A 12,988-nucleotide genomic window follows, 5' to 3' on the forward strand; every position below is an offset into this window, starting at 1 on the left:
GTTGTTACAATACTACAATGCCTTCCATTGTATAGGTGTCATAGTTGGTAGTATAGGTAATGCTATAGGTGTTTTTGGTAAAGTCTACTGTGCCCGTACCAGATATCTCAGTAGTGCCTGTGCCCCAAGCAATTGAGGTATATGCTATAGACTGTTTGGCTATTGTTATTAATCCAGTTTCGCAGTTTACCGTGAAGATGATAGGTTCTTTACTTGTTCTTTCTAGCACACTATGAGGGCTATAGTCTAGCATTACTTTGTTGAAGTACAATTCGCTCTTACTGTTTTGCATAACGGTAGTTTCTCCGAATATGGTACCATATACAGTGCTTTTGGTAGTAATAGGTTTGCCTGTCATAGCAGTAAAGAAGAAGTCGTTACATTCTTTTTCAGTAGGTTGGGTTACTACCAAGCTGGTGTTTTGCTCCTGTCCTACTACGTTGCCACTAGAGTAGCTTTTTATTTTTATCGGGTAAGTACCCGCTTTGGTCAATTTAGTTTTAATAGATAGCGTAGTGCTAAACGGCGTAGTACCCGTTGGTGGATTGAAGATAGCCGTAGCGCCTGTTGGTAGTCCAGTAACTTCGAGGCTGATGTTCTTAGGGCTGCTACTTATTTTGTGTGCAAAAGATAGTCCTGCATCTGCACTGCCTATGCCCGAAGCGTTTATCTTGGATACAGATGTCATGATGTAGCTGGTGTCTGTAATAATACCTTGAGTGAAGTTGGGGTTGTAAGGTTCTTTGCAAGCAGTGATAGTAAGTACTGCTGCTAATAAGAATAGGGATATGTATTTCATAATAGTGGTTTTAAATATATCTGCGAAAATAGGAAAGCAGCTCTTAAGATTTATAAATATGCTGAAATAAAATAGTGTACCTTCAAAAGAAACCACTTACACTATGATGCGAGTATTCTGGAAAATAAGAGAAATGAGTGCTTGCAGTAGTGCTAATCCCCGCCCAATGATAATGATAGAAGAGTTGGCAAGTCAACTAAAAACATCTGTAGCGCAATTAACTCCTGCCATTAAAGAATTGAAACGACAACGTTTGATACAAATCGTAAAGCCTGGTAATAACTACGTAAAACTTACCATGCTGGGGCTATCTGCAGCATAAGTTGCTATATACTAAATTGCTGTAGCTGAAATTTTATAGCTTCTACTATCTTTGTGGTATGAATAAGTTATCCTTTAAACTCATACTATTACTGTTGGTACTTGGCAATATCTATTCTGCTACAGGACAAACAGACACTTTTTTCTACAATAAGAACTGGAAACCTACTACACAAAGAGCCAAAGCAGAGTTTTTCAGGTTAGTAACCCCGATAGACGAACGTACTTACAAGGTAAAGGACTATTATATCAATGGTGTCTTGCAAATGGAAGGCAGCATGATAGCTTCTGGTGTAGAAGCTTTTAGAGATGTAGAAGGTAAAAATATTAGTGTTGGTAAATTCACTTTTTATCAGAAAAATGGCAAGAAGGAATCCGAGGGAATGTATGAAAGCGATAACAAGGTAGGAGAATGGAAACGATATTACGAAGAAACGGGAGAGCTGGAGATCATCAGACACTATACAGCGGGTTTGCTTGATGGTGAATGTAAAACCTTTTACCGCACAGGGGAGCTAAAGGAAGAAAAGCGTTACGATGTAGGTGTTTGGGTAGATGGAGGTAAGAAAATGTATTACAAGACAGGGGAGCTAAAACTGGTTTCAAAAAGTAAAAAGAAAGGAGCGGTAGACTATACCTGCTATAAAAAAGACGGTACGGAAGCACCTTGTGATGAGGTGTTCGATGGTGAAGAATATACGTCGACGATATTCACACTTGTGGAGCAGATGCCAATGCCGGAGTATGATATCAATAAATATTTGGGAGAGTTCACTCGCTACCCAAGAAGGGCAATTGAAGAAAATATACAAGGACGCCCTATTATAAAATTCTATGTTGATGTGGACGGTTCTATAAAGGGCGCGGAATGTGTTACCCCTGATGTTCCTGAGATTTTGCAAAAAGAAGCCTTAAGAGTTATCTCTCATATGCCAGCGTGGATACCGGGTAAGCAAAATGGCGTGCCTGTAAAAGTGTACTACACCATACCGCTCAGCTTTAAGTTGCAAAGCAACAAGAAGGGTAAGAAAAGGAAATAAGCATAAGCCCTCCATCTAATGAAGAGATATTTATTATTGCTACTCGTGAGCCTGTCAACAGTTGCATCGGCACAAGTAGACACCTTTTACTTTGATAAAGGGTGGCAGGAGTGTGACCCGGAAATTGCATCCTATAAAAGAGTTTTTCACGAAAATATCGGCGGGTCTTTTATTGTACAGGATTATTATGATAATAATGTTTTGTATAGTGAAGGGAAATATAATGTAGAGAATAGTCAGACCTTAAAAAATACATTAGCCTCAGCTTATCGTAATGGAAATTTTTCTTTTTACAATATTGACGGACTGTTGATAATGACGGGTAAGTATAAAAAAGGAGAAAAAGATGGTGTTTGGGAATATTATAACTACAAGAGCCAAGTAAAAAAGAAAAAGGAGTTTGATAGAAATGTGTTGTTGACAACAAACTGCTTTAGTGCAAAAAATAACAGTATTGAGTGTGATACAATTGTGTACAGCTATGTAGATAGTATGCCTAGAGCCAATTATGCAATGGCCAATTATTTGAATGAAAATCTTGTTTACCCTGAATCGGCAAAAAAAAATAATATCAGTGGTAGGGTCATTGTTTCATTTGTTGTAGATGAAGATGGTGATATAACTAAAGTAAGATCTCAAAGCAAAGATGCTAGTATTGACTTGCAAAAAGAGGCTAAGAGAGTAGTGCGAAAAATGCCTTCTTGGGAACCAGGTTACAAAAATGGTATCCCTGTTGCAGTTAGTTATGCTGTGCCGGTTACATTCAAGATTGCTCAAGCGTATAAAGCTGATACCTTCTTTTTTGATAAAAGATGGAGATCTGTAGCGCCAGATGCAATTGATCTGGAGTACTATAGAGTTGTCAGGAACAAGAAAAATAGCAATGAACCCTTTGTAGTTAGAGATTACTATAGGTCGGGAGATTTACAGATGTCAGGCACCTATTACGTTGGAGACCTGAATTTGCTGGACAAGCCAGAGGCTAATATCTTCCGTTCTGGCTTTTTTACATATTACTATCGAGGTGGTCGTAAAAAAAGAGAAGGCTTATTTAGTTATGGACAAAAAGATGGTACATGGGTATCTTATTATGATGATGATGCAGGCAGTGTCGAAGATGTAATGTTTTATAAACTGGGCAAGCGGGATAGTATTTGGAAGTTTTATAACGAAGTAGGAGCACTAGTGCGTACAGAAAGTTATAAAAATAACAAGAAGCATGGCGTATGGAAAGACTACTATAAAAATGGTGAATTGATGATGGAAGAGGAATATGAAAACGGTCTTTTGGTAGGAGACTTGAAAAGATATTATGACGATGGCACGTTATCAACACATTTGGTATACAAAAATGGCAATTTAGATCATAAAGAGTGCTTTAATGGCCTGGGTGTGCTAGAAGAGTGTAGTATAGAAGTAGACGAGTATAATGGGATGGATGCAATCTATATGTTGCCCATTGAATATGGCGAAGACATTATTATTAATGAAGTAGAGCTTGAAAATGCAAGGGTTAAGAAAACTGAAGGCAAGGTAATAATAGAACTAGCGATAGATGAAGAGGGGTATGTTGTAGAAATAAACTCGAGAAGCCCTGAAGTGGATGTAGCTTTGCAAATAAAGGCTATAAGACGTGCAGCTCAAATGCCTGACCCTAAAAAAGCTATGTTAACTGTAAATGGAGCGCCACGTAAAGTTTATTTGAGCGCCCCTTTCCTTTTTGTTACCTATTACTAGTATTCTATTGCTATAAAATAGGGGGTAGGTGTTATAAAATCTGTTTATAGCGCCTTAATATAACTATAACAAATTGCCTTCACAAATATGCTTGTTATTTCTTATCTTCGTGCTCGATTTTGAGAAGAGCATACTCTCAGACGCCTCAATATTATAATTTTTCATAACATATGGGTTACATCAAAGAACGCTTCAAAGAGAAAGCAGACGTACTAGGACAGGAAATCAAGAGTTTATTACAAGAGCATGGTGATAAGAAGTTAGGTGAGATTACCATCAAGCAAGTATACGCAGGTATGCGTGGCGTGCCTGGTTTGGTAACAGAGACTTCATTACTAGATGCTGAGGAAGGTATACGTTTCCGTGGTTACTCTATCCCTGAGTTGAGAGAGCTTTTACCTAAGGCAGAAGGTGGTATTGAGCCATTGCCGGAGGGGTTGTTCTATTTGATGTTGGTAGGCGAATTGCCGAAGGAAGAAGAAGTAGAGCATTTATCTAATGTTTTTGCTCGTCGTGCTATTGTTCCTAAACACGTATTTGACGTAATTGACGCGTTACCTGTAAGTGCTCACCCAATGACACAGTTCTGTGCAGGTATCATGGCCTTGCAAACAGAGTCAAAATTTGCGAAAGCCTACAAAGAAGGTATCAGCAAGAAAGACTATTGGGAGTATACCTACGAAGATACCATCACACTTATAGCTCGTTTGCCTCGTATTGCAGCACATATTTACCGCCGTAAATACCATGGTAGTGAGCATATTGAACCAGATGCAAACCTTGACTGGGCAGCAAACTTTGCACACATGCTAGGTTTTGAAGATAAGAGCTTCTGGGCTTTGATGCGTTTATACATGACGATACATGCTGACCATGAGGGAGGTAACGTATCTGCACATACTACACATTTAGTTGGTTCTGCATTGAGCGACCCTTACTTAGCATTCACTGCTGGTATGACTGGTCTTGCAGGTCCTTTGCACGGATTGGCTAATCAAGAGGTTATCCGCTGGATAGAGGAAATGTGTGAAGAGTTGAATACTCAAGAACCTACTAAAGAGCAAATAGCTGAATACATACATAAAACACTAGCTTCAGGAAAAGTAGTACCAGGATATGGTCACGCAGTTTTGCGTAAGACTGACCCTCGTTTTACTGCACAAAAAGTGTTTGCTGAAACACATTGTCCGGATGCACCAATGGTGAAGAATGTTTGGAAAATGTATGAAGTAGCACCAGACATCTTAGCTGCTACAGGTAAGATCAAAAACCCATGGCCAAACGTTGATGCGCATTCAGGTGCATTGTTAAAGCACTATGGCTTGGTTGAAGAGGAGTTCTACACTGTATTATTTGGTGTGTCTCGTGCACTTGGTGTATTAGCTAGCCTATGTTGGGACAGAGCTTTAGGGCTGTCTATTGAGCGTCCTAAGTCTTTCACTACAGAGCGTATCAAAGAGATCGTAGCAGAGACTACAGAAACTGCTTAAGATTTTTATAAATACATATTATTTTTACAGAGGCGCTCATTAGAGCGTCTCTTATTCTTTTTAAATCTTTCAATACTTTCATATAATGAGTAAAGGACCAATTTCACAGTTTATAGAGCATCATTATCGCCACTTCAATGCAGCTGCATTGGTGGACGCTGCTAAAGGATATGAAACACACCTGTTAGAAGGTGGTAAAATGTTAGTGTCTCTTGCAGGTGCTATGAGTACGGCAGAACTAGGTATATCTCTTGCAGAGATGATCCGCCAAGATAAAATTGCAATCATAAGCTGTACAGGGGCAAACTTGGAAGAAGATATCATGAACTTAGTAGCACATACGCACTATAAGCGTGTGCCTCACTATCGTGATCTAAGTCCTCAAGACGAGTGGGATTTGTTAGAGAATGGCTTTAACCGTGTTACGGATACTTGTATCCCTGAAGAAGAGGCTTTTAGAAGAATACAAAAGCATATCTATAAAATTTGGAAAGATGCTGAAGCTGCTGGTGAGCGTTATTTTCCTCACGAGTATATGTATAAACTATTGCTTAGCGGTGCTATGAAAGAACACTATGAGATAGACCCTAAGAATAGCTGGATGCTAGCAGCTGCAGAAAAGAATATTCCAATTATAGTACCAGGATGGGAAGATAGTACTATGGGTAACATCTTTGCATCTTATTGCATTAAAGGTGATCTACAGGCTTCTACCATGAAGAGCGGTATAGAATACATGATGTGGTTGACTGAGTGGTACCGTGCTAACAGTGGTGGTAAGGGCGTTGGTTTCTTCCAGATAGGTGGTGGTATAGCAGGTGACTTCCCAATATGTGTGGTGCCTATGATGTATCAAGACTTGGAGTGGACAGATGTGCCTTTCTGGTCTTACTTCTGCCAAATAAGCGATAGTACTACTTCTTATGGTTCGTACAGTGGGGCAGTGCCAAATGAAAAAATTACTTGGGGTAAGTTAGATATCAATACACCTAAATATATCGTGGAGAGTGATGCTACCATCGTTGCACCATTGATATTTGGTTATTTATTAGGCTGGTAATAAGGTTTACTTAAATTGATACTTCAAGAGGATGCTAAGCAGTAGCATCCTCTTTTTTATAGGTCTATCACCATTCTGGTTTGGCAAGCAAAATGTCCTGTATTACCCATAGCATGGTCTATATGCCTGAAACCTGTACGTTCATATAGCTTTATAGCTTGTTGCATCTCTTCAAAGGTTTCCAAGTAGCATTGCTTAAAGCCTCGTTTCTTAGCTTCTTTCAAGCAGGTCTCCATTAGTTGTTTGCCTACACCTTTTCCTCTGGCTTCTTTGGTTAAGAACATTCTTTGTAGCTCACATACTTCTGTGTTGGTATCGTCTAGCGGTGCAATGCCCGAGCCTCCTAAAACCTTACCGTCTTCAACGGCAACATAATACACTTTGTGTGGCACATTGAAATGACCGTGCATATTGTCTAAGTAGGGATCTACATACACAGTACCATTTAAGTCAATATCAAACTCCAGTAGGCTATTACGAATAATGTTGTATAAGCTTTGATTGTGTTCCGGTTGTATGCGTACTATTTCCACCATCTTATACGGCGTTTATCTTTTTGAGTAAATGTTCCATACCCACCAGTTCTGCACTAGTGGCTACAGCTGTAATGCTTACACCCAGTACTCCATGCAGATTTACATTTTGTCCAGTAAGCAATAAGTTAGGAATCTTAGTTCTTGTAGCTATGGTGGTTTCGGCAGGTTTGTTAACATCTTTTAGGTTGCCGTATAGTCCACCTTCGGGTGCTCCCGTATAGTCGCGATAGGTAAGTGGTGTAGCTGCCTTACTTGCTAGGATGTTACCTTTTAGTTCAGGTATGCGTTGCAATACTTTGTCGAGTAGTTGCTCGTTTTTTATTGCTTTGAACTCGTCATAATCACCACCTCTGTTCATCTCCGCTCCCGTTCTATTGGTTGTTGCTTCCCATGCTTTCACCTCATTGTAGTTCATGTAGCTGAGTATGGATACACTCTCTGCATAGCCTTCGTTCTCTTTGTCTTCGGTAAAGAATACAGCATAGTTGCTAGGCCATTCCTTGTAGTCTACAGCATCCATAGCATTGTCTGTTGCATTCCAATAGAGGTTATAATGTCGCATTTTTACGGTCTTAGGTTGCACTACAAGGTTGAGCATATAAGAGGAGACCGTTTGCTCAATATTGTTAATACGTTTTCTGTATGCTGGTCGTATTATTTTACTATCTAGTATATCCAATACTATCTTAGGGTGAACGTTAGCTATAAATTGATGCCCGTAGAATCGTTCCCCATCATTAGTTTCCGCATAGCTTAGTAGTCCGTTTTCTTCCACCAGTTTAGTTACTGTGGTATTTCTGTAGATGGTTCCACCATGTGCTTGTAGTTCTTGCCAAAGAAATTTAGAAATTTGAGAACTACCGGGTAGCACCTTATGGCTACTGTGTATATAACTCTCTGTAACAAGCGCATGTAAGTAAAATGGCGTTCTGCCTTTAACGCCTGCATAGAGCAGACTATTACCAGTAAGTACGTTTTGTAGTCTGGTATTGTTGGTAATTCGATTTATTGTCGCTTGTAGCTCCCAATTGCTTACTACATCTTTTTCGCTGGCATTGCCCAGCCTCAATCTATATAGCGGAAAATGGTCGCCCACTTTGGTAACTGTACTGATGTACTCTTGTAAGGCTTTTTCTTCCTCAGGGAAATAGTGGAGTAGTTGTTCAATGAAGTTCTTTTGTCCTTGTGCGTGGGGGTATTCTATCTCTTCTTCTCCAAAAGCTATTTTATCAAAAGCATTTTCATTATATGCTTTGAGCGTTAGCTTATCCATTATACCTGCATAGGAAAACAGTTTGTTCAGTGTGTGTCCTTCGCCAAGACCGCCAATATAGTGTACACAGCTATCAAACACTTTTTTCTCAAAAGAGAAGGTTTGCAAGCAGCCACCTATCTGTTTGTCTTGTTCCAGTACACAAACACTTTTGCCCTCTTTGGCTAATATAACAGCAGTAAGCAAGCCGCCTAAGCCGCTGCCTACTACTACTATATCGTATATCTTACTACTATTCAAATAGTTGGAAAGTATATTTACATCATTTCTCTTATGTCTTCCATGATGCGTTTAGCTATATTGTTGGAAGTAGTTTCAGAACCGCTCTCTGCATAGATACGGATAATAGGTTCCGTATTAGATGGACGAAGATGTACCCAGTCTTTATCAAATTCTATCTTAACACCATCTTCTGTGTTGATAGGTTGGTTCTTGTATTTGTCTTTTATCTTTTCAAATATGCTGGCTAGGTCTATATCATCGCTTAGCTCTATCTTATTTTTTGATATATAATAGCTAGGGTAGGTGTTGCGCAGTGCTTTAATGCTCTTGCCAAACTTAGCCAAGTGGGTCAAGAACAAGCCTATACCTATCAGCGCATCACGACCATAGTGTAATTCGGGCACAATAATACCTCCATTGCCTTCGCCACCTATAACCGCGTCCATAGCTTTCATTTTCTTCACCACGTTTACCTCTCCTACAGCGCTTGGGGTATATACACCTCCATGCTTTTCTGTCACATCTCTCAATGCACGTGTAGAGGACATATTGGAAACCGTATTCCCTTTCTTGTGAGACAGTACATAGTCAGCCACGGCTACCAGTGTATACTCCTCGCCAAATAAGCTACCATCTTCGCATACAAAACAAAGCCTGTCTACATCGGGGTCTACAGCAATGCCGAGATGTGCATTCTTTTTCTCTACTGTATTACATAGCTCAGTCAGGTTTTCAGGTAGTGGCTCAGGGTTGTGTGCAAAATGTCCTGTTACCTCTTCATTGATAACAATGATGTCGTGCACGCCAAGAGCCTCTAATAAAGGTGCTACAGATATAGCTCCTGTAGAGTTGACCGCATCTACCACTATGCTGAATTTCTTTTCTTTTATGGCAGCTACATCTACTAAAGGATGCTCTAGTATGATATCTATATGTTTTTGTATATAGCTATCATCTGTTGTTAGCTTACCTATATTGTTTACAGTAGCATATTCATGCTCTCCTTTCTCGGCATAGTCCAGTATCCATTGCCCATCTTCAGCACTTAAAAACTCTCCCTTGCTGTTTAGTAATTTTAAGGCATTCCACTCTTTGGGGTTATGGCTGGCAGTAAGTATGATACCTCCAGCTGCCTTTTCCATAGTCACCGCCATCTCTACAGTTGGGGTAGTGCTTAGTCCAAGGTCTACGACATCAAAACCGCAGCCTTGTAGTGTTGCTGCTACCAGGTCTCTTACCATCTGGCCGGAGATACGACCATCTCGCCCTATTACAATTTTATTATTGTCGCTATTTTGAGCCTTTACCCAAGCTGCATAGGCTGTTGTAAATTTTACCGTATCAATAGGTGATAAACCTTCACCTTGTTTTCCGCCAATAGTACCTCTTATTCCAGAGATAGATTTTATTAGTGCCATAAGTATATTATATAACTCAACTTGAGTGCTAAGATAAGTTTTTCATTTGCCTCATTGCATAGTGTTAATAAAAAGTAACTTAAATGATACGACATATTGATTGTTAGTGATATATGACTTATACGTTATTTTTAACATATTTTATAAACTGATATCACACTATCTAGTTACAATTTTATTACTTTGCCAACTTATTAAATCCAATCTTATGCAACATTTTACAGCACACTTTTTTAAGAGGGTGATCGCTGCTATGCTACTACTGGTATCCTTTGCCGGTATGGCCTCTGCGCAGGACTTGAACACACCCTTACCCATCGATCCAAAGGTTAAAAAAGGTAAGTTTGATAACGGACTTACTTATTACATCAAAACCAATAAAAAACCTGAAAACAAGGTAGAATTGAGATTGGTAATTAATGCAGGTTCTATCTTAGAAGATGATGATCAGCAAGGTTTGGCTCACTTCATGGAGCATATGAACTTCAATGGTTCTAAAAACTTCCCTAAAAATGAATTAGTTAGTTATCTACAATCAATTGGTGTAGAGTTTGGTGCAGACTTGAATGCCTATACTAGTTTTGATGAAACAGTATACATCCTACCTATACCTACTGATAAAGAAGGTAACTTGGATAAAGGTTTCCAGATAATAGAAGACTGGGCACACAATGCATTATTGACAGATAAAGACATTGACGACGAGCGTGGAGTAGTACTGGAAGAAAGCCGCTTGGCTAAAGGTGCTCAAATGCGTATGATGCGTAAATACCTTCCTGAGTTGATGGCGGGTAGCCGTTACGCAGAGCGTTTGCCTATTGGTAAAGACGACATCCTAAAGACATTCAAATATGAGACTATCCGTCGTTTCTATCGCGATTGGTATCGTCCTGATCTAATGGCAGTAGCAGTAGTGGGAGATATAGATGAAGCCACTGCAATGAAGTATTTGAAAAAACACTTTGCAACGCTGGAGAATCCTAAAAACGAAAAGAAGCGTTTTGATAACCCGCTTACACCTCGTAAGAAAGCATCGGCAATGGTGCTAACAGATAAAGAAGCGACCAACTATCAGCTACAGATCATGTTCCCTTCTGTAAAGCAAAAGGTATCAAAAGTGGTAGGCGACTATAGAGATCACATGGTACAAGGTTTGATGCAACAGGTGATCAACCAAAGACTACGCGACTTGTCTCAAAGTGCTAATCCTCCATTCCCATTTGCAGCAGCATCTATTAGTGGCTGGGCACGTGGTTATGAAAGCTTAATGGCTTTTACCATGTTTGGCGAAGAAGGACCGGAAAAAGCAATGATGGCACTCACAGCAGAATTGAAGAAAGCTGTGGAATATGGCTTCACGGAGAAAGAGCTAGAGTTAGCTAAAAAGGATATGATGGCTTTCATGGAGAAAGCGTACAACGAGCGTAATACTACAGAGAGTAGCCGTCTTATAGGTGAATATGTACGTAACTTCTTAGAAGGAGAAACAATACCTGGTATTGAAAATGAATACAGATATTATAAGGAGTTGCTTCCTGGCATTAAGGCTGAAGAACTGAATGCAGAGATCAAGAAGTGGATGAGCAACACCAACACTTTCTCTCTAATTACTGGACCTGAGTCTGGTAAAGAAAAACTACCTACAGAGGCTGAATTGCTAGCAATGACACAAAAAGGTCTTGCACAAAAAGTAACTCAAAATGTAGAAGAGAATATTGCAACAAGCCTAATGGCTAATAAGCCAAGAGCTGGTAAGGTTACCAACACTAAAGAAGAAAAAGCGCTTGGAGCTACTACCTATACATTAAGTAATGGTGTGAAAGTTACTATTAAGTCTACCGACTTTAAGAGTGATGAGATAGTGCTTAGAGGTGTTAAAAATGGCGGTAGTAACAACTATGGTGCTGCTGACGTTAATAATGTTAAATACGCTACATCGGTTACTGATGCAATGGGCTTCGGACAGTTTAACCCTACTCAGATTGAGAAAGTGTTAGCTGGTAAAAACATAAGAGCAAATGTTAGCATAGGAGAAATCCATAACACCATCTCTGCTAGTAGTACAGTTAAAGATGTTGAGGAGATGTTCCAATTGTTGTACATCAAGTTGACACAACCACGTATAGATAAAGAACTTTATGGTGCTTATATCAAGAAGCAAATGATGCAAGTGAAGTTCATGTCGGCTAACCCTACATTTGCATTCATAGATACTATGTATGGCGAAATGTACGCACATAATCCATTAGCACCATCTCCACTGCCTAAGGCTGAACAGTTTGAAAACTTGGATATGAACCGTGCTGTAGAAATATATAGAAACGAGTTTGGTATGGCTGATGGCATGAACTTCTACATAGTAGGTAATGTTGATGCCGAAAAAATGCTACCATTGATAGAGACCTACCTTGGCGGACTACCTGCTAATAAGCAAATGCCTAAATATAAGGATAATGGTGTGCGCCCTGTTTCTGGCAATCATACTGTTAAGTTCTACAAAGGTGCTGATGCTAAGAGCATGATAGTTTCTGTAACTCATGGCGAGGCTAAATTTAGCGAAGACTTCTCTTTACAAGCATCTGCTTTATCTGAGATATTGAATATTAAAGTGATAGAAGAACTTCGTGAAAAACTTGGTGGTATCTACGGTGGTGGTTACAGAGCTAGCGTAGAGGATGAGCCATATGGTAATTACTCTTTCTCATTGCAGTTGCCATGTGGCCCTGAAAATGTAGATAAGCTAATAGCTGCTGCTGACGAGGTGGTAAAAGACCTTAAAGCCAATGGGCCTTCTGCAGAAGATTTGGATAAAGTGAAAAACCAATGGCGTGAGAAGCACCGTGAGAATATGGAAAAGAACAGCTACTGGGCAGGCAAGCTTCAGAGCATCTTATTCTTAGGTAGAGATCAAGATCATATGCTAAATTATGATCAATGGATCGATGCTTTGACTACTAACGATATTAAGAAAGTAGCCAACAAGGTGTTTGACGGAAAGAATACATTTACTGCTATTCTTTACCCTGAAAGTGAGAAGAAATAGAATAACGGGATAAATTATAGAGAAAAGCCACGCACTATGCGTGGCTTTA

10 protein-coding genes are annotated in these 12,988 nt (G+C 39.6%); 6 read left to right on the forward strand and 4 right to left on the reverse strand.

From position 1 onward, the window contains the following. Positions 1 to 4: 4 nt before the first annotated feature. Positions 5 to 799, reverse strand: a complete 795-nt coding sequence (locus R2800_04030) for a hypothetical protein (protein ID MEZ5016195.1) — start codon at positions 797 to 799, stop codon at positions 5 to 7. 103 nt (positions 800 to 902) lie between these two features. On the opposite strand from R2800_04030, the gene R2800_04035 reads away from it, so the two are divergent. From R2800_04035 to R2800_04055, 5 genes are all read left to right on the forward strand, one after another. Beyond that, a complete protein-coding gene (locus R2800_04035; protein MEZ5016196.1) occupies positions 903 to 1,121 on the forward strand; it encodes a hypothetical protein in 219 nt (72 codons plus the stop codon). Between the two features lie 58 nt (positions 1,122 to 1,179). Further along, complete coding sequence (locus R2800_04040; protein MEZ5016197.1) at positions 1,180 to 2,160, forward strand: TonB family protein; 981 nt, start codon at positions 1,180 to 1,182, stop codon at positions 2,158 to 2,160. An 18-nt stretch (positions 2,161 to 2,178) separates the two neighbouring features. Beyond that, positions 2,179 to 3,897, forward strand: coding sequence for a TonB family protein (locus R2800_04045; GenBank protein ID MEZ5016198.1), 1,719 nt, complete (start codon positions 2,179 to 2,181; stop codon positions 3,895 to 3,897). 170 nt (positions 3,898 to 4,067) lie between these two features. Continuing rightward, a complete protein-coding gene (locus R2800_04050; protein ID MEZ5016199.1) occupies positions 4,068 to 5,387 on the forward strand; it encodes a citrate (Si)-synthase, eukaryotic in 1,320 nt (439 codons plus the stop codon). An 85-nt stretch (positions 5,388 to 5,472) separates the two neighbouring features. Then, complete coding sequence (locus tag R2800_04055) at positions 5,473 to 6,447, forward strand: deoxyhypusine synthase family protein (GenBank protein ID MEZ5016200.1); 975 nt, start codon at positions 5,473 to 5,475, stop codon at positions 6,445 to 6,447. A gap of 56 nt (positions 6,448 to 6,503) precedes the next feature. On the opposite strand, the gene R2800_04060 is transcribed toward R2800_04055, so the two are convergent. From R2800_04060 to glmM, 3 genes are read right to left on the reverse strand one after another with little or no spacing between them, the layout of a single operon-like run. Further along, entirely contained in the window at positions 6,504 to 6,983 is a 480-nt protein-coding gene (locus tag R2800_04060) for a GNAT family N-acetyltransferase (GenBank protein MEZ5016201.1), read from the reverse strand. A 1-nt stretch (position 6,984) separates the two neighbouring features. Next, on the reverse strand, positions 6,985 to 8,496 hold the full coding sequence (locus tag R2800_04065; protein MEZ5016202.1) for an NAD(P)/FAD-dependent oxidoreductase: 1,512 nt from the start codon (positions 8,494 to 8,496) through the stop codon (positions 6,985 to 6,987). A gap of 17 nt (positions 8,497 to 8,513) precedes the next feature. Further along, positions 8,514 to 9,896, reverse strand: a complete 1,383-nt coding sequence (glmM, locus tag R2800_04070) for a phosphoglucosamine mutase (protein ID MEZ5016203.1) — start codon at positions 9,894 to 9,896, stop codon at positions 8,514 to 8,516. A gap of 208 nt (positions 9,897 to 10,104) precedes the next feature. On the opposite strand from glmM, the gene R2800_04075 reads away from it, so the two are divergent. After that, positions 10,105 to 12,939: an insulinase family protein gene (locus tag R2800_04075; protein MEZ5016204.1), complete on the forward strand. Its 2,835-nt coding sequence runs from the start codon at positions 10,105 to 10,107 to the stop codon at positions 12,937 to 12,939. Positions 12,940 to 12,988 lie beyond the last annotated feature (49 nt).

This window comes from Flavipsychrobacter sp., assembly GCA_041392855.1.
GTDB lineage: Bacteria > Bacteroidota > Bacteroidia > Chitinophagales > Chitinophagaceae > UBA5543.

Excerpts from the sequence above, each read along its gene's own strand:
- R2800_04030 (MEZ5016195.1), bottom strand. The coding sequence starts at position 799 with ATGAAATACATATCCCTATTCTTATTAGCAGCAGTACTTACTATCACT.
- R2800_04035 (MEZ5016196.1), top strand. The coding sequence starts at position 903 with ATGATGCGAGTATTCTGGAAAATAAGAGAAATGAGTGCTTGCAGTAGT.
- R2800_04040 (MEZ5016197.1), top strand. The coding sequence starts at position 1,180 with ATGAATAAGTTATCCTTTAAACTCATACTATTACTGTTGGTACTTGGC.
- R2800_04045 (MEZ5016198.1), top strand. The coding sequence starts at position 2,179 with ATGAAGAGATATTTATTATTGCTACTCGTGAGCCTGTCAACAGTTGCA.
- R2800_04050 (MEZ5016199.1), top strand. The coding sequence starts at position 4,068 with ATGGGTTACATCAAAGAACGCTTCAAAGAGAAAGCAGACGTACTAGGA.
- R2800_04055 (MEZ5016200.1), top strand. The coding sequence starts at position 5,473 with ATGAGTAAAGGACCAATTTCACAGTTTATAGAGCATCATTATCGCCAC.
- R2800_04060 (MEZ5016201.1), bottom strand. The coding sequence starts at position 6,983 with ATGGTGGAAATAGTACGCATACAACCGGAACACAATCAAAGCTTATAC.
- glmM (MEZ5016203.1), bottom strand. The coding sequence starts at position 9,896 with ATGGCACTAATAAAATCTATCTCTGGAATAAGAGGTACTATTGGCGGA.
- R2800_04075 (MEZ5016204.1), top strand. The coding sequence starts at position 10,105 with ATGCAACATTTTACAGCACACTTTTTTAAGAGGGTGATCGCTGCTATG.